General features: G+C 41.3%; 20 protein-coding genes, 1 pseudogene and 1 riboswitch. Of the genes and pseudogenes, 17 read left to right on the top strand and 4 right to left on the bottom strand.

Annotated elements, in window-relative coordinates:
* The 8 genes from secD to NE664_01520 all read left to right on the top strand — a co-directional run bounded on the left by secD (nt 1) and on the right by NE664_01520 (nt 8,421).
* Nucleotides 1-1,266: a protein translocase subunit SecD gene (gene secD / locus NE664_01555; GenBank protein ID MCQ4725349.1), complete on the top strand. Its 1,266-nt coding sequence runs from the start codon at nt 1-3 to the stop codon at nt 1,264-1,266.
* A 14-nt stretch (nt 1,267-1,280) separates the two neighbouring features.
* A complete protein-coding gene (gene secF, locus NE664_01550) occupies nt 1,281-2,216 on the top strand; it encodes a protein translocase subunit SecF (GenBank protein ID MCQ4725348.1) in 936 nt (311 codons plus the stop codon).
* A 14-nt stretch (nt 2,217-2,230) separates the two neighbouring features.
* Complete coding sequence (gene recJ / locus NE664_01545; protein MCQ4725347.1) at nt 2,231-3,994, top strand: single-stranded-DNA-specific exonuclease RecJ; 1,764 nt, start codon at nt 2,231-2,233, stop codon at nt 3,992-3,994.
* Nucleotides 3,995-4,005: 11 nt separating this feature from the next.
* A complete protein-coding gene (locus NE664_01540) occupies nt 4,006-4,518 on the top strand; it encodes an adenine phosphoribosyltransferase (GenBank protein MCQ4725346.1) in 513 nt (170 codons plus the stop codon).
* A gap of 327 nt (nt 4,519-4,845) precedes the next feature.
* Nucleotides 4,846-5,193 carry a 50S ribosomal protein L19 gene (gene rplS / locus NE664_01535; GenBank protein MCQ4725345.1) on the top strand — a complete coding sequence of 116 codons (348 nt, stop codon included), beginning with the start codon at nt 4,846-4,848 and terminating at the stop codon, nt 5,191-5,193.
* A 91-nt stretch (nt 5,194-5,284) separates the two neighbouring features.
* Nucleotides 5,285-5,845 (top strand): signal peptidase I, encoded by a 561-nt coding sequence (gene lepB / locus NE664_01530; GenBank protein MCQ4725344.1) that lies wholly within the window; start codon nt 5,285-5,287, stop codon nt 5,843-5,845.
* 401 nt (nt 5,846-6,246) lie between these two features.
* Nucleotides 6,247-7,449: a PLP-dependent aminotransferase family protein gene (locus tag NE664_01525; protein ID MCQ4725343.1), complete on the top strand. Its 1,203-nt coding sequence runs from the start codon at nt 6,247-6,249 to the stop codon at nt 7,447-7,449.
* A 39-nt stretch (nt 7,450-7,488) separates the two neighbouring features.
* On the top strand, nt 7,489-8,421 hold the full coding sequence (locus NE664_01520) for a hydroxyacid dehydrogenase (GenBank protein MCQ4725342.1): 933 nt from the start codon (nt 7,489-7,491) through the stop codon (nt 8,419-8,421).
* 240 nt (nt 8,422-8,661) lie between these two features.
* Here NE664_01520 and NE664_01515 read toward each other — a convergent pair whose 3' ends face one another.
* The 4 genes and pseudogenes from NE664_01515 to NE664_01500 form a co-directional block, all read right to left on the bottom strand.
* Complete coding sequence (locus tag NE664_01515) at nt 8,662-9,465, bottom strand: helix-turn-helix domain-containing protein (GenBank protein ID MCQ4725341.1); 804 nt, start codon at nt 9,463-9,465, stop codon at nt 8,662-8,664.
* 421 nt (nt 9,466-9,886) lie between these two features.
* Nucleotides 9,887-11,014, bottom strand: a pseudogene (locus NE664_01510) (DUF819 family protein).
* 120 nt (nt 11,015-11,134) lie between these two features.
* Nucleotides 11,135-12,373 carry an amidohydrolase family protein gene (locus NE664_01505; GenBank protein ID MCQ4725340.1) on the bottom strand — a complete coding sequence of 413 codons (1,239 nt, stop codon included), beginning with the start codon at nt 12,371-12,373 and terminating at the stop codon, nt 11,135-11,137.
* 480 nt (nt 12,374-12,853) lie between these two features.
* Nucleotides 12,854-14,050, bottom strand: coding sequence for an aminotransferase class I/II-fold pyridoxal phosphate-dependent enzyme (locus tag NE664_01500; protein MCQ4725339.1), 1,197 nt, complete (start codon nt 14,048-14,050; stop codon nt 12,854-12,856).
* A gap of 874 nt (nt 14,051-14,924) precedes the next feature.
* On the opposite strand from NE664_01500, the gene NE664_01495 reads away from it, so the two are divergent.
* From NE664_01495 to NE664_01455, 9 genes are all read left to right on the top strand, one after another.
* Nucleotides 14,925-16,142: a PLP-dependent aspartate aminotransferase family protein gene (locus NE664_01495; protein MCQ4725338.1), complete on the top strand. Its 1,218-nt coding sequence runs from the start codon at nt 14,925-14,927 to the stop codon at nt 16,140-16,142.
* A 145-nt stretch (nt 16,143-16,287) separates the two neighbouring features.
* Nucleotides 16,288-17,217, top strand: coding sequence for an AEC family transporter (locus NE664_01490; GenBank protein MCQ4725337.1), 930 nt, complete (start codon nt 16,288-16,290; stop codon nt 17,215-17,217).
* 38 nt (nt 17,218-17,255) lie between these two features.
* Complete coding sequence (locus NE664_01485) at nt 17,256-17,390, top strand: alanine:cation symporter family protein (protein MCQ4725336.1); 135 nt, start codon at nt 17,256-17,258, stop codon at nt 17,388-17,390.
* Nucleotides 17,391-18,221: 831 nt separating this feature from the next.
* Nucleotides 18,222-19,175 (top strand): ribosome biogenesis GTPase YlqF, encoded by a 954-nt coding sequence (gene ylqF / locus NE664_01480; GenBank protein ID MCQ4725335.1) that lies wholly within the window; start codon nt 18,222-18,224, stop codon nt 19,173-19,175.
* A gap of 231 nt (nt 19,176-19,406) precedes the next feature.
* Nucleotides 19,407-19,498: riboswitch (glycine riboswitch) on the top strand.
* Between the two features lie 81 nt (nt 19,499-19,579).
* Nucleotides 19,580-20,989 (top strand): sodium:alanine symporter family protein, encoded by a 1,410-nt coding sequence (locus tag NE664_01475; GenBank protein ID MCQ4725334.1) that lies wholly within the window; start codon nt 19,580-19,582, stop codon nt 20,987-20,989.
* Between the two features lie 176 nt (nt 20,990-21,165).
* Nucleotides 21,166-22,524: a VWA-like domain-containing protein gene (locus NE664_01470; GenBank protein MCQ4725333.1), complete on the top strand. Its 1,359-nt coding sequence runs from the start codon at nt 21,166-21,168 to the stop codon at nt 22,522-22,524.
* Nucleotides 22,521-24,050: an AAA family ATPase gene (locus NE664_01465; protein MCQ4725332.1), complete on the top strand. Its 1,530-nt coding sequence runs from the start codon at nt 22,521-22,523 to the stop codon at nt 24,048-24,050. The genes NE664_01470 and NE664_01465 overlap by 4 nt, the downstream gene beginning before the upstream one ends.
* Before the next feature lie 6 nt (nt 24,051-24,056).
* A complete protein-coding gene (locus NE664_01460) occupies nt 24,057-25,550 on the top strand; it encodes a leucine-rich repeat domain-containing protein (protein MCQ4725331.1) in 1,494 nt (497 codons plus the stop codon).
* A 115-nt stretch (nt 25,551-25,665) separates the two neighbouring features.
* Nucleotides 25,666-26,814 carry an acyl-CoA dehydrogenase family protein gene (locus NE664_01455; protein ID MCQ4725330.1) on the top strand — a complete coding sequence of 383 codons (1,149 nt, stop codon included), beginning with the start codon at nt 25,666-25,668 and terminating at the stop codon, nt 26,812-26,814.
* Nucleotides 26,815-26,932 lie beyond the last annotated feature (118 nt).

Raw genomic sequence — 26,932 nt, 5'->3', positions numbered from 1 at the left:
ATGAAAGGTAAAAGCATAGCAGGGTTGGCGTTGCTTTTAGCCGCGGCTGTAATATTGTGCGCCGTCGCCGTTTTCGGCATAGGCGGGGGAAGGCTTTTAAGCATGGGCAATATAAAGCTGGGCCTTGATTTAAGCGGCGGGGCCTCAATCGTATATCAGGCCGAAAAAGAGGATGTGACGCCGGAAGAGATGGAAAAGGCAGTATCCCTTATACAGGGCAGGCTTGACAGGAAAGGCTGGTCGGAAGGGGAAGCGTCGCTTCAGGGCGAAAACAGGGTGCGTGTGGAAATACCGGGAATAGACGACGTTGAAACGGCCGTTGAAGAACTCGGAAAGACGGCGCAGCTTGAGTTTATAGATGAAAACGGCAATGTGCTTTTAACCGGAGCCGACGTTAAGAAAGCGTCGAGGGAAGTCGGCGACGCAGGCAGCAACGGGCAAAGCGAACCGTATATCGCGTTGGAATTTACAGAAGAAGGCAAAGAGCTTTTTGCCGAGGCTACAAAAAATAATCTGGGCAAGATGATTGCCATTGTAATGGATGGGGAAGTAGTGAGCGCGCCTATGGTGAATTCCGTTATTACGGACGGAAGGGCAAGCATAACGGGCGGTTTTACAAATGAGGAAGCGCAGGAAACGGCGGCAAGGATAAACGAAGGCTCTCTGCCATTTAACCTTACGGTTATAGAGATGAATAACGTAGGCGCAAGGCTTGGCGCCGACGCCGTTTCAACAAGCGTTAAAGCCGCCGTAATAGGCGTTGCGCTTGTACTTTTATTTATGCTTTTTTCTTACCGCGGATGCGGGTTTGCGGCGGACTGGGCGCTATGCATATATATAGGCTTGGAGGTAATTGCCCTTAACATGTTTAACGTTACGCTGACCCTTTCGGGAATTGCCGGAATTATACTTTCAATAGGCATGGCTGTAGACGCCAACGTAATTATTTTTGAAAGAATAAAAGAAGAAATGCAGGCAGGCAAGAATATGAAAAATTCAGTCAAAACAGGATTTTCGAGAGCGTTGTCGGCAATCCTTGACGGGAATATAACAACGTTTATTGCGGCCGTTGTGCTTTATGTTATGGGAACGGGAACAATACGCGGATTTGCACAGACGCTTATGATAGGTATCGCGCTTTCTATGTTTACGGCCATTGTAGTAACAAGGCTGATATTAAAAGCGATGATTGGAGCCGGACTGGACAAGCCGTCTTTTTACGGGCTTATTCCCAAAGACGGCAAAAACGGATTGAAAAGCGTTTAAGGAGGCGAAGGGTTTTGAAAATCAAAAATATTCAGATAGTTGAAAACAGGATGAAATTCTTTGCCGTTTCCATAATATGCATTGCCGTAGGGATAGGAGCAATGGTTATAAACGGCGTGCAGTCTAAGGGTATATTGAATTTTGATATAGACTTTACCGGCGGTACGGCTATGACGGTTGACATAGGCAAAGAATTTAATAACGACGACGTGGCGGAAGTTATAAAATCCGTTACGGGGCAGAAAAGCCCGCAGGTGCAGAAGATAATCGGGACCAACCAAGTTTCGATAAAAATGCAGTCTGTGGACGGACAAACAAGAACTGAGCTGTCAAAGGCGATTATGGATAAATTCGGTTTGACGGAAGAAAGCATATTAAGCGTTTCCGATATAAGCGGCGCCGTAAGCGGTGAAATGCAGAAAGCCGCCGTTATTGCATTGGCTATTGCATGCGCCGTTATGCTTTTGTATATATCCATAAGGTTCGCCGATTTCAGGATGGGGATAAGCTCTATAATCGCGCTTTTCCATGACGTTTTGATTATGGTCGGCTTTTACGCGGTTTTTAGGATACCCGTAAATAATGCGTTTATAGCGGCAGTGCTTACTGTCGTGGGGTATTCCATAAACGCTACGATAGTTATATTTGACAGGATAAGGGAAAATAAGGAGCTTATAAAAAAAGAGGGCATACCGAAAGTTGTGGATTTAAGCGTTATGCAGACAATGCGCCGTTCGCTTTACACGTCCATAACAACGCTTTTGGCAATCGCGCCGCTTTACTTTATAGGCGTGGAATCGGTTAAGGAATTCGCCCTTCCTATAATGGTGGGCATAATAAGCGGCGGATATTCCTCAATATTCCTTTCCGGGTCAATATGGTACCTGCTTTCAAAAAAAATGAAAGACTTGCCAGATCCAAGGGACTATTATGATTATGCAAACGAATAAAGCGGGAGGCTTATATGAAGAAATGGCTTTTAAGGCGTAATAAGGCGGATATAGGCAAAATGGCCGAAAGCCTTCATATTTCGCCTGTAATTGCAAATATATTGGCAAACCGCGGCATAGGGACGTATGAAAGCGCCGTTAAATATTTAAGCTGTGATGAAGATATGATGTATGACGGTTATCTGTTTAAGGATATGGACAAAGCCGTAGACTTGATAATGAAAGCTGTGGACGCAGGAGACAAAATAGCCGTTTACGGCGACTATGATGTGGACGGCGTTATGAGTTCGGTTATACTTTATAAGACCCTTAAACATTTCGGCGCCGACGTTATGTATTATGTGCCCCACAGGCAAAAGGAGGGGTACGGTATGAATATTTCTTCCATAGGGGAGCTTAAAAATGCCGGCGTGAAGGTTATATTTGCCTGTGATAATGGGATTGCGGCGGTTGAGGAAGCAAAAGCCGCCGAAAACAGCGGTATGACGCTTATTATACTTGATCACCACGAACCGCCCGTTGAATTTGACGGGGAAGAGGAAAAGGAGATACTTCCGCGTGCGGCGGCAGTTGTGGATCACAAGCGGAAGGACTGCCCGTATCCTTTTAAAGCTCTTTGTGCCGGGGGCATGGCGTTTAAATTTGCAAAGCTTTTTTTTGAAGCATGCGGCGAGCCGTTTATATTAAAAGACGAACTGCTTGGTTTTGCGGCGATGGCGACTATATGCGATATTGTGGATTTGCTTGACGAAAACAGGATAATGGCAAAAAACGGGCTGAAATGTATAAACGAAAGCAAAAATCCCGGATTATGCGCCCTTATTGATAAAGCGGGGATAGAAAAAGGAGCCGTAACCGAATATCATGTCGGTTTTATACTCGGGCCATGCGTAAATGCGACGGGCAGGCTTGAAAGCGCGGGCGAGTCGGTGGAGCTGTTTATTACGGAAGATATGCGGCAGGCGGAAAAGCTTGCGCAAAGGCTTGTGGAACTTAATTCCGAAAGGAAGGTTTTAACTGCAAGGGCGGCCCAGAGGGCTGTCGATATTATTGAAAACACTGAAATAGGAAAAGACAACGTTATTGTAATTTATGACGAAGAGATCCACGAAAGCATAGCTGGCATCGTTGCGGGAAGGATAAAGGAAAAATATTATAAACCGACCGTTGTGATTACAAAGGGCGAAGATATGGCTAAGGGTTCGGCAAGGAGCATAGAAGGATATAATATGTTTTTGGAGCTTTCAAAGAATAAGGAGCTTTTTTGCCGTTTCGGAGGGCATCCTATGGCGGCGGGGCTTTCACTTAAAAAGGAAAATATTGATATTTTAAGGCGGAGGCTTAACTTGGAATTCAGCCTTACGAAAGAGGATATGATCCCGTCAATCCATATAGAAAAAGCCCTTGAGTTTTCGGAAATAAATTTAAAGCTTGCGGATGAACTTGCAGAGCTTGCGCCTTTTGGAAAAGCAAACCCTTCTCCCGTTTTCGGAACAAAAAATGTATTTGCCGAAAAGATCCGCCTTGTAGGCAAGGAAAAAAACATAATGCAGATTAGTTTCAGAGACTTAAAAACTGGAATTTCCATTAAAGGCATTTCCTTCGGAGGCCTTGAGGATTTTGAAAAACAGTGTGCCGAAATTTACGGAAGGGAAAAGACGGCAAGAGTTCTGGAAGGCCTTGACGGAGTGAAAGCCGATATTATTTACAGCATAGGTGTTAATACATATCTTGGCAGGAGCAGTGTGCAGCTTAATATAAGCGATTTTAGGTTATAGGAGGTTTTAAGATGAATTTAGCGGATAAAGTGCGAAATATAAAAGATTTTCCGAAGCCGGGGATTATATTCAGGGATATAACCACGCTTTTAAAAGACGGGGATGCCTTGTGCGAATCGGTGGACATGATTGCAAATGCGCTTGACGGCATTGATTTTGATTATGTTGTGGGGCCTGAAAGCCGGGGATTTATATTCGGCATGCCTGTGGCTTATAAGTTAAAAAAAGGGTTTGTTATGGTGAGGAAAGAAGGCAAGCTCCCTGCGAAAACAAGGAGCAAGAAATACGGCCTGGAATACGGCGAGGCGGTAATAGAGATACATGAAGACGCCGTTAAAAAAGGGGACAGGGTTGTTGTAATCGACGATTTGCTTGCAACGGGCGGTACGGCTAAGGCAATTACCGAACTTCTTGAAGAAATGGGAGCGGAAGTTAAAAAGCTTGTGTTCCTTGTTGAACTTGAAGATCTTAATGGACGCGGAGCTTTAGAAGGATATGACGTCGAAACAATAATAAAATATTGATTTTAATCATTATGGCATAATACGGCGTTGCGACGGTTAATCGGCGATATTACGGAAATGTAGGTATATATTTAAAAGTTATAAATTAATGCGTTTTGCAAGCTTCAGCTTAAATTATTTGGAAAACATTTTGAATTATTAAAAATATAAAAATTGCCCCGGTTTATGCGGCAAATTGCGGTTATGCCAAATAAAAAGCTTGCAGGCGCCGATTATTTATGGTATAGTAAATAAATATTATGCGTTTAATACGCATGCAATAAGGATGGTCCGCTGTCGCTGTATGGATGCGGCAAGAACATTCCGGGTTATTTAGGAGGAATTGAAATGAACGATATCATTAAAGGTATTGAACAGGCACAGCTTAAAGGCGAAGTAACACAGTTTAATGTCGGCGACACAGTACGCGTTTACGCTAAGGTTGTCGAGGGCACAAGGGAAAGGCTTCAGATGTTTGAAGGCGTCGTTATCAAAAGGCAGAACGGCGGCGTTCGCGAAACTTTCACTGTAAGAAGGATTGCTTCGGGAGTAGGCGTTGAAAGGACATGGCCTCTCCATTCCCCGCGTATCGATCGAATAGAAGTTATCAGACGCGGTATCGTAAGGCGTGCTAAACTTAACTATTTAAGGGACAGGGTTGGCAAAGCTGCTAAAGTTAAAGAAGTTTTAAGATAATTGCCAATGTTAAAAGCCCGGCGACGCTGTCGCCGGGCTTTTAAGCTTAAATTTTCGGCGCGTTAATTTACAGCCTGTTGAGGTGAACAGTATGGGAGAACTTCGTAAAGCAAAAAAAAGAAAAAAGATTATTGAATGGGCCGTGACTTTTGCGGCGGTAATTATAACGGCGTTTATATTCAGAAATTTCGTATTCGGAACAGCGGTTGTGAAGGGATCAAGTATGGAGCCTGAATTTGAACACAATGACACTGTGTTTGTCAATAAGCTGGCATACACTGTCGGCAGTCCGAAAAGGGGCGATGTTGTTATATGCTGGTATGACAAAGGCGCTGATTATGAAACTATAATAAAAAGAGTTATAGGGCTTCCGGGAGATGTTATTGATGTTGAAAAGGATGCAGACTACAATTATTTTGTGGTTTTAAACGGAGAAAGGCTGGATGAGGTATATATTAAAGAGCCTATGGAACAGATTGGGGATATAGAGTATCCTTTTACGGTTCCCGAAGATTCCTACTTTGTTATGGGCGACAACAGAAACAATTCAAACGACAGCCGTTCACAGCTCATAGGGGCGGTGCCTGAGGATCAGATTGACGGAAAAATCGCCGCAAGGATATTTCCGTTAGGAAGGTTTAAAATATTTTAGGATAAATATTGTTTTATATGGATATTTATAGTATCAAGGTTTAATACGGTTGGAAATATTTCATATATAGCCGCGGTATTTATTATTGATTTTTAAATTTCATACGGCATATTTTCAGCGATGGAATAAATTTATATTTCATTCTGGGTTAAAAACAACATGTCTGCTTTTTTGGCAAAGGATAAACGCATGAAAATTTCTGCCGTGCAGATTAAATAATTGTGTTGAAAAACATTGACAATCAAGTTTTTTGAGTAGTATATTATTTATAAGAGCAAAGGCGTTCATTTATAGCTGGAAGTTGCGAAAAACTTTCATGAATGAACGCTTTTTTGATTATTTTTCAAAGGTATTTTATGTATATATTTAAATAAATATTTATTTACAGGGAGGAATGGAATATGAAAATCCAAACAGCAGGCCGCATGAACCATATTGAAGGATCGGTTATCAGGCAGTTTGCAGAAGCGGCTTTAAAACCGGGCTTAATTACGTTTGCAAATGGGAATCCGGCTCCGGCTACATATCCTGTTGAGCAGATGAAGCAGTTTTTTCAGGAAGCCCTTGAAAGCAATGAGGTTGGACAGCTTCTTATGTACGGAGCCGTTCAGGGTTTTCCGCCGCTCGTTGACTGCCTTAAAGAAAGGCTTGCCAAAAAATACGGATTTGATTTTGAAACGAACGATTTATACATAGTAAGCGGCGGCACGCAGGCGGCTGACGTTGTTTCCAAAATATGGCTTGAAAAGGGCGACGCCGTTATAACGGAAGAACCGTCATATGCAAGCATGTATAATATTTTCCGCGCCTACGAAGCCGATCTTATAGGAGTGCCCATTGACGAAACGGGCATGGATACGGACGCTGTGGAAGAAGCGCTGAAAACAAATCCTAAAGTAAAGCTTATATATACAATCCCTTCATTCCAAAACCCTACGGGGTTTTCGGCGGCCGCTGAAAAACGTAAAAAACTTTATGACCTTGCCTGCAAATACGATGTGATTATTTTTGAGGACGATCCATATGCCGAACTGCGGTTTGAAGGGGAAACGGTAAATCCGATTAAATCATATGATATCGATGGGCGCGTATTTTACACAAGCTCGCTTTCAAAGGTTATAGCCCCGTCTTTCCGCCTTGGATACCTTGTGGTTAAAAAGGAATTCGGGAAGCTTGTGAACGTATGCAAACAGTGTACGGACGTACACAGCAATACGATCGGCCAGTATGTGGCATGGGGGGTTATGACAAAGACGGACTATGAAGGGCATATTAAAAAAGCTCAGGAAGAATACCGCCGAAAATCATCGCTTATTGTTGAGACCCTTAAGAAATATATGCATCCTTCATGCAGGCTCAGTCATCCTACGGGAGGCATGTTTATAATGATGTTTATGCCGGATACGATTGACGCAGTCGATTTTACATGGAAAGGGATTGACAGGGGAGTTGTATGCGTTCCGGGTTCCGGATTTGCCATTGACGGAAACAAGCCTTCCCATATGGTGCGTATGTGTTATGCGACGGCTACGGACGAGGAAATAGTAAAAGGCGCTGAAATTGTGGGCAGGCTTACTTGCGATATGATTGAAGGGAAAGTATGATTAACGATAATACGTGCGGTGGAAAGGAATATTGACAAGATGAAAAAGAAACTTCTTTTTGCGAATAAGCACAGTTTTACAAAAGAAATGTTTGAAAGCCTCAACGGCCTTGACGTTGAAGTTATATACCTTGACGGATCCGAACAGGAAAGCTATAATATGGATTTTTCCGATATAGATGCGGTGGTATGCTTTAAATTCTTTGATTTTAATGATATTTCAAAGTTCAAATCATTAAAATTTATACATACTACTTCAACGGGGATTGATCAAATGCCGCTTAAATATATTGACGAAAACGGAATTATTTTAAAAAATTGTCCCGGAGTACACAGCGCGCCTATTTCCGAATATGTGATAGGGGCTGTTTTGTCCATTTATAAAAAATTCGACAAACTTAAAAAACAGCAGGAGAAACATATTTGGGAATGTGACTGGAACCTGCATGAAATGATAAACAGGAGGGTGTGTATTTTAGGCACAGGTTCAATAGGATCGCATTGCGCCAAAAGGTTTAGGGCGTTTGACACCGTTGTGGCGGGCGTCGACCCGTATCCTAAAAATGACGGCAGTTTCAGCGAAGTTTACAAAATGGATAAAATGCTTGATGAAATTGCAAAAGCCGATATTGTGGTAAACTGTATACCGCTGTTTGAGAATACATATCATCTTATCGATAAGAAGTGCTTTGATGTTATGAAGGATGACGCCGTATTTATTAATGTAACAAGAGGCGGGGTCGTTGATTTTGAGGCTCTTATTGAAACGCTTGAGTCCGGAAGGCTTATGGGGGCGGCTGCCGACGTGTTTGAACAGGAGCCTCTTCCTGAGGACAGCCGGTTTTGGGACGTTGAAAGGCTTATAATCACCCCTCACAACAGCTTTGCGGGCGAGGGAAACGCCGAGAGGATATTCGGATGCATATATAACGATCTTAAAGAGTGGCTTGAAACGGAAAAGCTGCTGCACTAACAATGAAAACGATGCGTTTTAAGGTTTATAGAACCGATCATTCACAGGCGGACTGCGTATTTGAACACATCATCCTGCCGGGCTGTTTAAAACGTTTTGTTATTATTAAATGAAAGAGATTTTCAAGTTTTCAGCCATGTAACGATATGCGGCAGGAGCCTGTATGCGCCTGCCGTTTTATTATTAATTATAAATAATTTATAATTTCTTAAATAGAACATGATAGTATTAATCGGTATATCAGCTGTTTATAAGCATCTGAACTTCATAAACGCATCTTGAATATTCATAAAGGTTATCTTCATATTCAATGGCTAAAACTATGGATGGGGATTTTTTGCCGCTGAAAAAGAGTTTTGCAAAATACGGGTTCCATGTTTCGGACAATATTCTGGCCTTGAAGCAAAGATAATCGCCTTCGGGTATTTCTATTATGTGTTCAGATTCGAATTTCGGAGGTTCCTTGATGAACATTCCCAAATATTTACGATCGAGCTTACATTCCATAAGGCTGTCGTAATCAAGTATAAGGGAGAATTGGCGGAAGTATCTGAGAGTACGGAATTTATCGCTGTTTTTTATTTCATGCAGTTTTATGTGCACTTCTTCATTTTTATTTTCCTCGTAAGGCACGGCGACAAGGTAACGCTTTTCTATATGTAATGAATAAAAATTGTCATTTACGCTATCCTCGTTGATATAGGTAAAATAATTTTTGTACCATTCTATACTGTCTATTACATCATAGAGTTTGCTTATTTCTTCAATACATCTGCTTTTATGTTTATCAAGCAGGCTTACAAGCTCTTTAATGTCGTTGTTAAGAATTACTTTTTTTATCTCTTCAAGGCTGAGGCCAAGTTTTTGCAGGTATTTTATCCTGTCTATAAAATGAAGCTGGTTTACTGAGTAATAGCGGTAGCCGGTGGCGGAATTTGTATATATTGGGTGCAGGAGATTTATGCTGCTGTAATATCTGAGTGTTTGGATTGATACACCCATTATTTTTGCCACTTCGCCGATAGAATATAGATCCTTCATCATTAACCACCTTTCCTAAGCTTTGGCATTGATGTGCAAGCTAAAATGAGAATTAGTTTTAAAAACATAATCAATAATAAATTTTTCTATATTTTCAGCATTTGTTTATTTATATGCCGCCTTATAATAAAGCGGGTTTTTTACGGAATGAATTTATTCTTTTTATTTAACGCTTATTGATATATGAGCGCTTATTTTATCCGCTTGTGATGTATCCATATTTAATTTTACATTAAAAAATTGATTTGTGCAAAGATTTTTTTATTTTAGGCGTGTAAAAAGGATATTGGCATTCAGATAAAGATATTAAAAAGCCCCGTGCTTTCCGAAAAAAGCAGGGGCTTTGAACAGCATTAAGCTATATTTTGTGTCTATGAATAAATATTAAATTCACTAAACTCATATATTAATATATGAGTTTACATTATGATATATAATGCAGGAAGTTGCCGAATGCAATTGCCGCTCCGGTTCCGATAAGATCGCCGAAAAAGCCAAGCAGTATTCCGAACGATATCCAGTTTGGATTATGTGCGGCCGCTATTGCGGGGGCAGAACCGGTGCCGCCTATATTTGCCATTAATCCGACTTCCGCTGTAAAGAGGTCAAATTTAAACAGCCTGCAAAGTAAGATCCATATGGCGTACATAACTACAAGCATTATGCAAACTAAAGCAATATAAGCCGGAGCGTTTACGCATTGGCTTAGATCCGAGTACGACATAGAAACGCAAAGGCTTAGATAAAGGAATACATTGGCTACTTCCTGAGCGCCTTTTAGTTTATGCGCAGGGGTCATTCCAAGAAGGATGCCGAGGATAGATGAAAGAATTACCCTCCAGCCGCCTGCTGACAGAAAGGATACCGGAGGAATGAGCGGGATAAGCCAGTTTACAAACAATGTGCCTATCAAGCCTACGGAAAACAGCTTGCAGTAGTCAAGTATTACCGGGGGAGAATTATCAAGCTCTTTTTTTGATTCATCTATTTTTTTCGCAATTTCATCAATGCCGTCGGTTGAAGCTTTCATTTTCTCATTCCATTTTTTTGATCTGGGAAGGAGCCACATAGAAATTGACAAAGTAACTGTAAATCCAAATGTTCCCATAACTACTGCATATACATAGTCCAAGCCTTCGACCCCGAATACGGATGCTACAGCCGCCATGTTAATTGTTTCGCCTATATATGCTCCTGTTGATGCGGCAATAGAAGCCCAAGCGTTATCGGGAAGGAACCTTTTCATTATTAAAAATGCCGCTGTAAAACCTATTAATATTGAAAATGTTCATGACAAAAACGACAATATCATTTTGGGCCCCAGCTTAATAATATCCCTGATATCACAGGTAAGCATAAACATAATAAGCATCATGGGTAAAAAGGTTGAATATAATAAATCCTGTGCGGCTATTACCCCTTCAGACTGCGCGTCAAAGACATGGAATGTCGCCGCCAAAGCGACAATAAGCATAAGCCAAACCATACCAGGCAGTATTTTAAAGAGAAGTTTATCGGAAAATTTTTTGCTGAGTGAAAAAATAATTGCCATTAGTGTTATCAAAAAAGCATAAAACCTAACGTTGACGTTATCATAACATCGTTTCCCCCTTTCATAAGCTCCATAAATACCAGATTATTATTGAGTTCAGTGAATTTTTAGGCTGCCGTTTTATAAAACTGGTTTTCCTCTTTTATAAACCTGAAATATACTGCTGTATGCCGCAATATCTTTTCCGGGATCTGAGTTCATCACTAAAAAGTCGGCTGTTTTTCCGTATTCAATGGAGCCGTGGGTTTTTTCAAGGCCTATGTACTTTGCAGAGTTGTAAGTTGAAATTTTTATTATGTCTTTAAGTGTTACGCCGCATTTATACATATTGCAAACTGAATTTTTCATTCCGTCGGCAAAGCCCATATGCCGCCAGCCCGAGTCGCTTCCTCCTGCAAAGGCAATGCCGCATGAATATTGATAACAAAACGCTTTAAGCATCGTATCGTTATAGCTTTTAAGGGAGTCGTATGATTTTTTTATGTCCTCAGAGTATCCCGCTTCAAGCTGTTTTGCATAATAATTAATGGAACTTTCCATAACGGGAAGGGTAGGGCATGTCATTATATCATGTTGTATAATATATTCGGCAAGTTCGGTATCCTTTATAATTTCGGTTCCGTCCGTATTTATCCACCAGCCATGTTCAATGCGCTCAGCACCGGCACTAACAGCCATTTTAACTGCTTCAACAGACGTTGCGTGGACTGAAACTTTCATGTTAAGCCTGTGGGCTTCCGAAACGGCTGTGTCAAGTTCGTCTTGTGTGAAGGTAATACCGGGCTTTACGCCTTTAGATGCGCCGGAAGAGGCAATTAATTTAACGAAATCAATTCCGTTCATTCTTTGTTTCCTTATCAGCTTAGTGATTTCCGCGCCTCCGTCCGCAATGCCGCCCATACGGTTTAGATGGCCGCATGAGGAAGTTATCGGCATGCCGCATAAAATTATATCGGGGCCGTTTATATAACCGGATTGTATGAAATTTTTTATATCAAACGATATGCCGAGCGCGCATCCGCAGTCCCTAATGGTTGTTACGCCGTTTTTTAAGGCCGTTGACGCGTTATATCCCGCAATCAGCGCAATTTCACCGATACTTTTTGTTTCTAATATTTTTTCGGCGGTGTCGCCGTTACCAGGCAGCATTAGGTGCGTGTGGCAGTCGATAAGCCCGGGCATCGCATATTTATCGGAAAAGTCAACAATATCTGAAATATTCAAAGTTTCAAGTTTTCCATATGATGAACTGTCTAAAATTTCATTAAATATTCCGTCTTTTAAAATTAAAACAGGTTTTTCTATAAAATTTCCTTTTCCGTCATATAGACCTTTAAGTTTAAATGCAGATAATTCCATACAACATTTCTCCTCCTCACGTAACGGTTGGATATTTTACGAAACAGTTTTTAATGGTAGAATCAAAATATAGTGACGCAATACATATATCCCCAAATTTATATTTCTGCTATTTGTTTTTTATAAAGTTACATATTTTTAGAATGGTACGTTTAGAATAAAATAATTCTAATATGGCGGTATACTTATTGTATGTGGATGATAAATTTATTAAGTATCAACAATAAAAAGATCATTAAATGAAACGTAAAATTTTTATTTAACGCTTCTGATATTTATGTTTGACCTAATTAAAAATATCAATAATGAACAACCATTAATATATTAAATATCTGTATACTCATAAAGACTTAATGGCAAAAGACATAGAGTTCTTTTTGTAAAATAATATTAAAACTGACAAAAAACCAGGCGATACGCCTGATTTTCTGTCAGCCTGCAACTGGTATCAAATATGTTTTCTGCAAAAACTTTCGGGAATTATTTGTCTAATTCAACGAAAGCCTGTTTAAAGTCGTTGATAAGATCGTCAATATTTTCGATACCTGTTGAAACCCTGAACATACCGGGAGTGATGCCCATTTTCCTTCGGTCCTCATCAGGCATATGGCTGTGTGAAGATGTGCATGGATGGTTGAGGGTTGTCCTGATACCGCCGAGAGTAGTAGCATAATGAACATACTGGAGTTTTTCCATAAATTTATTAATTTTGGCTTCATCTTCTGTGTTAAGTATTATGCTGAGCATACCTGTCATGTGTTCTCCGCCTGCCGGCCATAATTTTTTAGCAATATCCTTCTGAGGGAAACTGTCAAGAGAAGGATGGTTTACTTTAATTACATGAGGATCGGCTTCAAAGAATTCCGCAAGCCTGTAAGCGTTGTAAAGCTGTTTTTCAACGCGGAGATAAAGTGTTTCAAGCCCCCTGATCATCATCCAGCATGGCATTGGATCCGCCGGAGTGCCGAAGAGCATCCTCATTGGGCGTACTGTTTCGATAATTTCATGAGTTGAGGTCATGCAGCCGAGTATAGCGTCTGAGTGTCCGTTCATGAATTTTGTCATTGACGATATTACGATGTCGGCTCCGAGTGTGAGCGGTTTGATGGAAACTGCCGTTGTAAAAGTATTGTCCATCATAAGGAGCGCGCCATGTTCATGGGCAAGTTTTGCAACTTCCGGAATATCAATAAGGTTCATCGTTGGGTTTGCGCATACTTCTGAGTAAATAATTTTTGTATTAGGCTTGATAGCGGCTTTGATATTTTCAATGTCGCCCATGTCAACGAGGGTAGATTCGATGCCGAATCTCGAGAACATTTTGCCGAATACGTCAAATGTTTCGCCGTAGATGTTCCTATTGCAGATTACATGGTCGCCTGATTTAAGGATAGAACCGAGCGTAGTTGAAATTGAAGCCATGCCCGAAGAGAAGATAAGCGTATCCCTGTCAAGGCCCGGCGCTTCAAGAGCCGTAACCTGAGAAGCAAGCACGTCGCGGTTGGGATTGTTTGTCCTTATATATGTATAGCCTTGGGCATAAGCTTCTTTAATTTCCGCTAGGCTGTTTGCCGTGAAAGCCGTACATGTATAAAGAGGGAATGCTTCCGGTTTTAGTAAGTTGACTGCCCCTTCTTTGTATTTCCTGGTATAAAGAATTTCTGTTTCCATTGCCATAATTGAATTCCTCCTTATTAAAAGTTTAATATGGTTGTGTATTTTTTCTTATGGTTTTAACTGCGCTTTAAGGCGCTGTTTTAGTTTGCAGTTTTATTATATTATGTGTTCTTACAATAGAGTCAACAAAATTTTTTGATTTTTATAAATTATTATGTGCAAAGTGCCGCAGGTGGTGTGATAATTAAGCTTTAAGCGGTTATTTTCGGAAGATTTAATATTTTGAAACGGATTAAAAATGTGCGGCATATGGGTTATTCTATAAAAATGATTATTAAAACTAAAACAGGTTCATAATTTTAAATGTGGCTAAATATAAAATTTATATGCAATGATTTTTTGAAACGTCATTTAAATGCCGTTTTATTTATAAATTGTTTAAATTAAATGTTTAATATGTATAATTTGTATAATACGGCATATTTGTATGAAATGGCTTAAATTCAATTTAACAGTGTTCTTATATTAACATGATATTATATAATTTTACTAATTTAAATTTAGTACATCAGGTTTTTGTAAAAAAAACTGGCCTTATGATGCCAAAAACTGGATTTTTATCAACAAAAAATAAGCTATTTTTTTACTTGACTCTATAGCGGCAATAAAGTTTAGAATTAACTTATTGATACACAATGGTAAAAATCCATGCGGCATTTTCCATAAAAGCGGGAGAGATATAAAGCCGTCGTTAATAAGATATGACGGCGTGGAAAAGAGATTTTCAGTATGCGGTTAGGCCAAAGCGATCGGCGGTTTAATGAAACGGCATATTGTTACGCCGCGCAGGATTTTACAGCCCGGTTTTTCAGGGCTTGAATCAATAGAAAAAGTAGATGCTGAGGCAAGATAAGAATTTTAGGAGGAATGAGAAATGTTACATGAATTTGACCCTGATTTTGCGTTTGAAACAAACATCCTTGAAGCCGGCGCTTATTTTACGCACCCGGGCAAAGATCCCGAAGCTCTTCCGATACATATGTCTACAGCCCATAACGTAGAAGACGTTGCGGATCTCCTTGAAAGGTATAAAATCGGCGATTTCTGCTATAACAGGAACAGGAACCCGAACAGGACTGCCCTTGCCGAGCTTATTAAATATACGGAAGGCGGAGAGGATGCAATTGCCTGCTCGTCGGGTATGGCCGCTATTTCAACCGCTATCATAGCTATGACAAAAGGCGGAGATCATATCCTTTCCGACAAGACGATTTACGGAGAATCAAATGAAGTTTTTACGGATATACTCGGAAAATACGGAGTTGAGTCCGACGTTATTGATTTTACGAACCTTGACGAAGTTAAGGCACATATCAAACCGAATACGACTGTGCTTTATACGGAAACCGTTTCAAACCCTCTTTGCGGCGTTGCGGATTTAAAGGCTCTTTCTGAAATTGCTCATGCTAACGGAGCTATACTTATTGTTGACAATACTTTTATGACAGGCTGCCTTGCAAGGCCTCTGGAATTGGGGGCGGATCTTGAAGTTATAAGTTTAACAAAATTTGCCAACGGACATTCCGACGCCGTAGCCGGAGCCGTTATCGGGCCTAAAGAGCTTGTTAAAAAATGCCATGCCGTACAGGTTGTACTTGGCTCACAGGCGGATCCATTCTCGTCATGGCTGGTATGCCGCGGTATGAGGACAATGGAACTTCGTGTAAAAAAACAGGCTGAAAATGCAATGGCTCTTGCAGAAGCCCTTGAAAAAAGCCCTTATGTAAGATCCGTTCATTATGCGGGGCTTAAGAGCAATCCTTTCCACGAAATTGCCGACAAACAGTTCGGCGGATACTATGGCGGTATGCTTACGGTAGAACTTCCGGAAGAAAACGACTATGACGTTGCTACAAGCAAATTCAATAAATTTATGAGGGGGCTTAAACTTGCCCATTATGCCATGACTCTTGGCGGATACAGAACTACTTTCTCATATCCTCCACACAGTTCTCATGACAATCTTACAAAAGAGCAGAGGTATGCTATCGGTATTACAGATTCCATGTTAAGATTTTCCGTTGGAATTGAAAATACTCAGGATCTTGTAAACGATGTGCTTAGGGCTCTTGAAGAGGCCTACGGCAAATAATTTAATAACGGCTCTGTAAATTTACTGAAAATATATGCGGCTTTAAAATTATGATTAAGACAGGCGTCAAATTTATTTTGGCGCCTTTTTCTGTTAACGGGCTTTTGCGGAATCAGTCTGAAAACTTCTTGGAGGCGTGATTGTATTGGGTTATTCTAATGTATACAGTTCTTTGTTTATAATATTTGCTTTAGCTGTTCCGGGGATTATATTCAGAAGGCTCGGAATGGCTGATGACCGTCAGCTTAAAACAATGTCGTCCTTTATGATGAAAATCATACTGCCGGCTGTGATTATATATTCTATGCAGCAGGATTTTTCGCAAGAGATACTGTCCGGCGGCATAAAAGTATTCGGAGCAGTTTTTTTGCTGTTTGTGTTAGTGTTGGCTTTTTCGGCGGTATTCACATCCTGCATTGGGTTTGACAGGAAATATGCGGGGCTTGTTGCTTTTATCTTATTTTTTGCAAATACGGGCGGGATAGGAATACCGGTAATGAATATGCTTTTTGGGCCTGAAGCTGTGTTTTATGCTTCTGCAGTCGAAATGGCGGTGGATATTCTCATATTTACTGCCGGTACGATTATAATGCAGTTTTCCGGAAATTCCGAAAAAACGGGAATAGATTTTAAATCGCTTATAAGTCCCGGTATGTTTTCGATAGCCGCCGGGCTGTTTCTTTTTTTTACGGGAATAAAGCTTCCGGGAGCGGTAAACGGCGTTTTGGAAAAGCTTTCCGATGCAAGCCTTGCGGTTACGATGTTTGTTATAGGAGGCCAAATAGGGGGAATAAATTTTAAACTTCTTAAAAACAAAGGCCGTCTTATGCTTATTGCGGCGGCTAAGCTTTGTATTGTTCCGATGGCAATGTATTTTATATCTTCATATGTTTTTAACTGCGGACAGCTTACGTCTGCCGTACTTACGGCGCTTTTTGCTATGCCTACGGGCGGCGCTGCGGCAATATTTGCTCAAGAGTACGGAGCCGACGCCGAGCTTGCTTCAGCCTCCGTATTTTTAACCGATGTGCTATGTATTGCGACTTTGCCTCTGCTTATTTTATTTTTGCGGTGACTTAAACATGATTTTATTAAATCGATTGGCCGCCTCTTATACGCCGATCGGCGCGCGCAATACATCCTATAATGGAAGGAATTGGGAGAACTTTTGAAGTATTTGCCGATACAATTATAGTTTGTTCAATAACAGCTCTTGCTGTTCCGGCTTTGGGACAGTACGGAACATGATTACATGAGGCTTCCGTTCAAAGGATCACAGGCACCGCGGATACATACGGCAAGCGGCTTTAACACGGCTATTGCGCCTCTAACGCATGTTAAAACAGTGTGCGCCATTGTAAACTTAAACTAATGTGACGCTTGCCATCCAGGAGTCCTAAAAACTTTCTTGCCATAGTTTTGCTTAGGGGAATTTAGGAAAACTTATCAGAGACTATAAAACCCGTCATATAGGCATGGAACTACAGAGCGCAATTTTTATGTGTTCTATGAATACGCCCAGATTGTTAGCATGGAAGAAAATAAACCGCTTTATACACTTTAACGTATAAGGCGGTTTTTTGATTAAAAATATAACGCCGGGAAATATTTATTTTAAAGCAAAGAATGTTGACCGATAAGCTTTTATATCGGCAATATAGACTTAAAAGCTTAAAAACAGCCTCTTTTTTGCAGGATATGTGAGTATAATTAATTTTAATTTCGTGATACATATAACAAGCCTTTATAATTCAAGAAGGATATGATAATATATTGCTAAAGGAAATTTCGGCAAAAAAATCTGAGTATTTGAATTTAACAAGGCGGCATAAAACAAACGGCATTAAATTTAGGCATAAAAACGGCAGATAATATTTTTTTGTTTTAGGGGCGAATAGGCTAAAATGCGGTACGAATGAATTCTTTTCGGAGTTGAAGGAGGAACCCCCAATACATAAAATCATGTTTGTTTGACAATGGGAAGAATAAGCAATGATTGGCATGCATTATTTAATGAAACGGAAATTTTATTTTTTACATTTATAAAAATAAACAGATGAGGAAGGAAAACACAGAAAAATGGATATTAACAATATAAATTGGTACCCTGGGCATATGACAAAAACTCGGCGTATGATGGAAGAAAACATCAGCTTGGTAGATGTAGTTATAGAACTTTTGGATGCGCGAATACCTTACAGCAGCAAAAATCCCGATATTGACGCGCTTGCCAAAAACAAGCGCAGAGTTGTTGTTTTAAATAAAAGCGATTTAGCCGACGCCGCTTCGACTGAAATTTGGAGCGGATATTTTAAAGAACAGGGATTTGAAGTAATACTTGCCGATGCAGTCAAAGGCAAGGGGGTTAAAAACGCGGCTGATGCGGCAATGGATTTAATGGCGGAAAAAATAGCCCGGCTTAAAGCGAAGGGCAGGCTTTTTGTTCCTGTCAGGGCTATGATTGTGGGAATACCAAACGTTGGCAAAAGCACGTTTATTAATAAATACGTTGGAAAATCCACTGCCAAAACAGGCGACAAGCCGGGAGTTACAAGGGGCAAGCAGTGGATTAAAATAAAAAAAGGGTTTGAACTTCTTGATACCCCCGGAATTCTATGGCCCAAATTTGAAGACAGGGAAGTAGGCCTTAAACTGGCTTTCACCGGGGCTATAAACGACGATATACTCGATGCCGAAACTATGGCTTTGGAGCTTATTAAATATATTATGCGGTTTAATCCGGAGGCAATAGCGCAAAGGTACAAAATCGAATTAAAGCCGGATGAAGAAGCGCATGATATATTTACGGATATAGGCAGGGCGCGCGGGTTTGCGGCAAAGGGCGGAGGAATTGACACTCTCCGCACGGCAAAAATATTTATTGACGAATTCCGCGCAGGCAAGCTGGGAAGGATAACGCTTGAACTTCCGCATGATATTAAAGCTATGGAAGAAGAAGCGAAAAAACGTGATGAGGAAAAGATTATGCGGGATTTGGAAAGAAAAAGGGAATACAGACGTAAAAACGGATGACATGCGCCTAAGACGGTGATTAAAGATGATATTTTAAGGTTGTGTTGAAGTTTCGATTATTTGGTCAAATAGGCGGCCGGGCATGATGCGGAAAAAAATCAGGGCCATTGTATGATAAAATGAACAATAAATAAATAAAAAAGTATTGTATATTACGGGGATATATGGTATTTTATTTTAGTAAAAAATATGAACAAATGACTTTGTCACACAAACAGTATCGTTTGCGGGCAAGGGCTCTCTGGAGAGTTCCGATTACGGACGCCGAAGGTGTAATGCGTTTTTGACGCTGATCTCTCAGGCAAAAGGACAGAGTATGCAAATACTTGTTTTGTCTTTTCTCCGGACGCCGTCGGCATATGTGCCACGGCTTATTTTATTTTAATAGGGGAAGGATTGAAAGTATGTTTGAAAAAATTAATCAGGCAATAATTGTTGTTGACGGATGGGTTTGGGGCCTGCCGCTTATCGTATTTATATTGGCTGTCGGCATTATGCTTACGGCAAGGCTTGGACTTTTGCAGGTGTTCCACCTGCCTCGGGCGCTTAAATACATGTTTATCAACGAAAACGACGGCGAGGGCGAAGTCAGCAGTTTCGGCGCGCTTTGTACGGCTCTTTCCGCAACTATCGGAACGGGAAATATAGTTGGCGTTGCAACCGCTGTTTGCGCGGGAGGGCCGGGAGCGCTTTTTTGGATGGTCGTAGCGGCGTTTTTCGGAATGGCCACTAAATTTTCCGAGGGCGTACTGGCAGTTAAGTACCGTGTGTTGGATGAAACGGGACATGCGCTGGGCGGGCCGTTCTATTATATTGAAAGGGGAATGGGAAAACAGTGGTCTTGGCTGGCAAAGATATTTGCCGTTTTCGGACTTTGCGTCGGTCTTATGGGTATAGGTACGTTTACACAGGTTAATGGAATTTCTTCCGCCGTAAATAACTTTTTTGATCCTCAGTCGCTGCATACTGTAAATATAATCGGAAGGGATTATTCGATTTCAGTTGTTATAGCCGGGCTTCTGGTTACGTTATGCGTCGCTCTTGTAGTTATAGGCGGCATTAAAAGGATCGCAAGCGTGTCGCAGGTTATAGTTCCGTTCATGGCGGCTGTGTACATATTATCGGCGCTTTTGCTTGTCGTAACAAACATAACTGCCGTTCCCGGAGCTATTGTTGAAATAGTTAAGGGCGCCTTTAACCCGGCGGCCGTAACCGGCGGTATAGTCGGAAGCATTACTGTAGCAATGCAAAAAGGCATCGCGCGAGGCATATTCTCAAATGAGGCCGGGCTTGGTTCCGCGCCTATAGCCGCGGCGGCGGCACAGACAAAGGAGCCTGTCCGCCAAGGGCTTGTGTCGATGACAGGCACATTTATTGATACGATTGTTATATGTACAATGACCGGTATATCCATAGTTGTGACGGGAGCGTGGAAAGTAGAAGGTCTTGAGGGCGTTGAGGTAACTACATACGCTTTCCAAAACGGACTTCCGTTTTCACCGCAGATTGCGGCGTTTATACTTATGCTGTGCCTTGTATTTTTTGCGTTTACTACAATACTCGGTTGGGATTATTATTCCGAAAGGTGCCTTGAATATCTTGCGAAAGGAAGCCGGAAACCGATACCTTATTTCAGGTGGCTGTATATTTTCTGTGTGTTTATAGGGCCGTATATGACAGTTGAGGCCGTTTGGAATATAGCGGATATATTTAACGGGCTTATGGCGTTTCCTAACCTTATAGCGCTGATAGCTTTAAGCGGTGTGGTTGTTAAGGAAAGCAGGGAATATTTTTCAAGGCATAAAAACATGTAGCATAAGAATATAAAGATGTATATTGAACTGTCGGAAATATTTTTTAACAGTTTGAGGCGGGAAATCCCGCCTTTTTATTTTGCCGTTTGTGCAATGTGATGAATAATTTATTTGACGGGAAAAACTATATATAAGTTTTTGCTATTTTATGGTATACTGATTAAAGAGGTGAGTTTATGGCGGAAAAGTTTGATATTGCGGAAATAAAACGGAGGCTTGACAGCGTTGCAAAGGATATACTTAACATTACAAAAAGCAGGATGCTTGTAAATTTCAGGTTTCTTGACACTGCTATCGGAAGGCTTGACGTTTTAAATGAGGATCTTATTTTTCAGCTGGCCACAAACGGGCAAAGGCTTTATTTTTGCAGCCAGTATGTTATCGAGGAATATCAAAAAGAGCCGCAGGCGCTGAACAGAGCCTATATGCATGCTGTACTTCACTGTATATTCCGCCATATGTTTGTTTCGCCTGATGTGAATAGGGAGCTTTGGAATATTTCGGCCGATATTGCCGTTGAGAACATACTGAGCCAAATGAATTCGCCGGAACTTGAATGTAACGGCGTGCAGTATCAGGACAAAATGCTTAACATGCTGAGAAGCGAGATAAAGCCGTTTACCGCCGAGAGGATTTACAGGTATTTTTTGGATAAAAACTATGGCAATGACGAGGCGGAAAAAATAAGGGACTATTTTTACCGCGACAACCACGGGCTTTGGTGGCCTGACGACGAAGTGGAACCGCCTGAAAGCGGCGGTGAAGAAAACCGGCAGCCGGTGGATATAGACGAGCTTATGAAGGAATGGGAGGAAATAAGCAGGAAGCTCGACGTTGATCTCGAAACTGTTTCGAAGGATCAGGACGGGGCGAAAGACATTACGCAAAGCCTTAAAGAACTGAACCGTGATAAATACGATTACAGGGAATTTTTACGGAAGTTTTCCGTAAGGGGCGAGGATCTGCTTATAAACGATGAGGAGTTTGACTATATTTACTATACATACGGGCTTACAAAATACGGGAATATGCCGCTTGTAGAGCCGCTTGAATATAAAGACACTGAAAAAATATGCGATTTTGTTGTCGCTATAGACACATCGGGCAGCGTTAAAGGCGAGCTTGTACAAAAATTCCTTGAAAAAACTTATTCGATACTGATGTGCGAAGAAAGTTTTTTCAAAAAAATAAATATGCGCATAATCCAATGCGACGATAAAATTGAGGAAGAAACGCTGATTACAAATAAAGATGAATTTGATAAATATATACGAAACATGAAACTGAAGGGTTTCGGAGGAACGGATTTCAGGCCTGTTTTTAAAAGGGTCTGCGAACTTATAGAAGCTAAGGAGTTTAAAAAGTTTAAAGGGCTTATTTATTTTACCGACGGGTACGGCATATATCCCGAAAAAAAGCCGCCGTTTGAAGCGGCGTTTATTTATCTCGGGTATGATACGGAACGGCCTAAAACGCCGGCATGGGCGATTAAGCTTGTTTTGGAAAAAGACAAACTGGCGGAGGAGTTAAAATGAACATAAAAGAAGCGTTTAAGGAAGTTGAAAATTCGGTTAGGGCGTATCTTGTCAAGGACAAATACGGCCAATACCGCATACCTGTTGTAAGGCAGAGGCCGCTTTTGATAATAGGGGCGCCGGGCATAGGCAAAACGGCGATTATGGAACAGGCGGCCCAAAAGCTGAATATAGGGCTTGTGTCATATTCGATGACGCATCATACGCGTCAAAGCGCTATAGGGCTTCCGTATATAGAAAAGAAAATATACGGCGGCAAGGAATATTCCGTTTCGGAATATACAATGAGCGAAATCGTTTCTTCTATTTATAATTATATGGAGGAAACAGGATTAAAGGAAGGCATACTTTTCCTTGACGAAATCAACTGCATTTCCGAAACGCTCTCGCCTGCAATGCTGCAGTTTTTACAGTACAAGACTTTTGGAAACAACAGGATACCGGACGGCTGGGTTATCGTTACGGCCGGAAATCCGCCTGAATATAACAAGTCCGTAAGGGAGTTTGACGTTGTAACGCTTGACCGCGTTAAAAAAATAGACGTTGAACCCGATTACGGGGTTTGGAAGGAATATGCCGTGAAAAAAGGGCTTCACGGTTCTGTAATAACTTATCTTGAAATTAAGAAGGATAATTTCTATTCCGTTGAAAGCACTGTGGACGGGAAAGCGTTTGTAACTGCAAGGGGCTGGGAAGATTTGTCCGAAATGATATCCCTGTATGAAGAACTCGGAATAGAAGTAAACGAGGGGCTGTGCCTTCAATATGTCCAGCACAAGGCTATTGCAAAAGATTTTTCGGTTTATTACGACCTATATAATAAATACAAATCTGATTACAAAGTTATCGATATACTTGAAGGAAAGTATACTGACGAAGTTAAGGAAAGGGCGAAAGAGGCCCGTTTTGATGAAAGGGTAACGCTTATAGGGCTTTTAATCGGAGCAGTAACCGACCGTATGAAGGAAAACCTTGCGGACGACGACTATATAACTGAACTTTACGGCGTACTTAAAGGCGTTAAAGCTTCTATAGGAAACAAAAGCGACGGCTGTACATTAACAGAAATATTAAAAGAAATAGTCGACGCAAGAAAAGCGGATTTTGATATAAAACATAACAAATCCTTAATTTCAAGGGAGCGGGAGGAAACTCTGCGCCGCGCTTTGACGGCTGTTGAGGGGTATTGCCTCAATCTTATCCAAAAAGGGGAAAAAGATAATAAAAAAGGCTTTGATTTTATAAAAGCAGAGTTCGACGGCGAGGTTAAAGCTATGGAAAACGGCATTGAAAAAACAAAGGCCATGGCGGACAATATGTTTGTATTTGTAGAGGACGTCTTTGCAAAGGGGCACGAGATGCTTCTGCTTGTTACGGAAATGACTTCAAATTTTTACAGTGCGAAGTTTATAAGCAAATACGGGGCGGAGAAATATTTTGAAAATAATAAGGATATGCTGTTTTATGAACGGCAGAAGGATATTATGAAAGAAATTTCCGCGCTTGAAAGCCTTAAACAGGGATGATTGATTATGGAATTTTTATATAAAAAGGAAAAAAACGGATATACGGTCGTCGGTTTTTTAGGAGAGGCCGCCGAGGAAATTTGTATTCCGGAGGAATTTGAAGGAACGGCCGTTGCAAAAATCGGCGCGGGGGCGTTCTATGGGCGGCCGGAAATAAAAAGGGCCGTTGTTCCGAAAACGGTGAAATCCATAGACAGCTACGCTTTTTCAAAATGCGAGAACCTGTCGGAAATAATTTTCTTTGAGGGGCTTAAAGAGATAGGCGAAGGCGCGTTTCTGGGATGCGGCGGCATAAAAAAAGTTTCGTTTCCAGACAGCCTTAAAAAAATAGGGGATAAATCTTTCTCGTGGTGTACGTCGCTTGCTGAAATAAATTTCGGCGGCGGGAAAAAATCTATAGGCGATACGGCTTTTTCGTTCTGTACGGCCGTTGAGGAAGTATATTTTAACGAAAGCGTTACAAAAATCGGAAAAGGCGCGTTTTCCGTATGCAGCAGGCTTAGGAAGATAACTGTTTCCGCCTGTACCAGGACAATAGGCAGTCAATGTTTTGAGGCGTGCGGAAATCTTGAAGACGTGTTCCTTTCGGACGGCCTTAAGGAAATCGGTAGTTGGGCTTTCAGGGAATGTAAAAGCATTAGGATGATTGAGCTGCCTAAAAGTCTTAGGAGCTTGGGAGAAGGAGCGTTTATAGGCTGTGTTGAGATAAGGAGCATACGCCTTCCGAGAGGAATGAAAGAGATAGCGGCGTGGACTTTCGGAAAATGCCGCAATATAGAGATAATGGAAATACCTCAGGGTGTAGAAAGCATTGGAAGCTATGCGTTTTCGAGGTGCAGGAGGATAAAACGGCTTTACCTTCCGAAATCTCTTAAACGTGTGGAACGCGGGGCGTTTTCCGTATGCAGCGGCGCTGAGAGGGTTGAGTTCGGCCATGGGCTTTTATATATGGAAGAACGCGCTTTTGAAATGTGCGGGAACCTTGAAACAGTTGTTATACCTCAAAGCCTCAGAAAGTTCAATTTAAAGGTTTTTTATGAGTGCAACAACCTTGAAACCATTGAGTATTTAATAAAGGGGATTAAAGCGCCGTATCTGTATGTTGCCGCTGAACCCTGCGCCGTGAAGTTTGCTTTAAAAATTGAGGGCAGGAATATAAACTGGGAGGAATACGACAGCCTTTTTAAAAAACTTAAAAAGCAGGCAAGCAGGCGGAACATGGCTATATACAGGCTTAAATACCCAATAGGGCTTAAAAAGCAGGCAAGGGAAGTTTATAAGGCATATCTTTTAAGGCGTGAATATGAAATAATTAAAAATGCCGCGGAACACGGCGATACAGAAACTATAGGCTTCATGGGGGATATGGGGCTTATTTCCGAAAAGTTTATAGACGATTATATTGAAGCGTCCGGAAGAACGGGCGGACAGGCTACAGGATATCTGCTTAATTATAAACATAAGAACTTCAATACAATTTCAAAAAGGTTTGAACTCTGATTAGAGGGAATTTCTGCCCGCGTATTCAAGCGGGACGGATTTAGATATAAATAAATGAGTATCGGGGACTTTTGCAACATGTTGTAACAGGCATATTTTAAGAGGAGGTTTACTTATGGACTTTAGTTTAACGCCACAGCAGACAATGCTTCAAAAGCTTGCCGCAAAATTTGCAGAAAACGAAGTTGAACCAATAGCGGCTGAAATTGACAGGACAGGAAAGTTCCCGGCAGACACGTTTGAAAAAATGGCGAAGGCAGGCTTTACGGGCATAGGCACGCCGAAAGAATACGGTGGGAGCGGGTGCGGCGATGTTGAAAAAGTTATTGTGGTATCCGAAATAGCAAAAAAATGCGCTGCAACGGCGGCTATATTATCGATACATACAATATTTGCATCCGTCATAATGAAGTTCGGGAATGAAGATCAGAAAAAGAAATATCTTCCGGAAGTAACAAACGGCGGCGCTCTGGGCGCATTTGCCCTTACGGAGCCGAATGCCGGAAGCGACGCCGGAAGTGCAAAAACAACGGCAATATTTGACGAAAGCGCCGGGGAGTATGTTTTAAACGGTACAAAATGTTTTATTTCGGGAGGAAGTCAGGCAAAATATCTGCTTATATTTGCCCTCACAGATCCGTCGAAAGGGCTTAAAGGGCTGTCGTGCATTATTGTGGAAAAAGGTATGCCAGGATTTTCCATAGGAAAAATAGAGGATAAGCTCGGCATATGCGCAAGTGAAACGGCGGAACTTATATTTGATAACTGCCGTGTGCCTAAAGAAAATCTTGTGGGACGCGAAGGAAAAGGATTTAATATAGCCATGACGGCGCTTGACGGCGCAAGGATCGGCGTTGCGGCTCAGGCGTTGGGAATTGCGGAAGGCGCATTGGATCTTTCTGTCAAATATATGCATGAAAGGGTGCAGTTCGGAAAGCCTATAGCTTCGTTGCAGGGGCTTCAGTGGTACATTGCCGACATGGCTACAAAAACGGAAGCGGCAAAATGGCTTGTATATTATGCCGCATATCTTAAAAGTACCGGGCAGAACCACACTAAGATTGCGGCCATGGCAAAATACAACGCCGCCGAAAACGCCCGCTTTGTTACAAACCTGGCATTGCAGATACATGGCGGGTACGGATTTATGAAAGACTATCCGCTTGAGAGGATGTACCGCGACGCAAAAATAACCGAAATATATGAAGGAACAAGCGAAATACATAAGGTTGTTATTTCAAGGGCCGTTCTTGACGGGAAATAAAATGAAAAGAATATTGTATTAATTTTAAGATACAGTGAATGAAGGCCGCATTTTTATAGAATATGCGGCCTTTTTAAATTTTTATTAATTTGCGGAGCATACGTTTCATGATATAAAA

It is taken from the genome of Anaerotignum faecicola (assembly GCA_024460105.1).
Taxonomy (GTDB): Bacteria; Bacillota; Clostridia; order Lachnospirales; family Anaerotignaceae; genus JANFXS01.
Note: the sequence above shows the minus strand (reverse complement) of the source record. Positions and strands in the feature narration are given on the sequence as shown.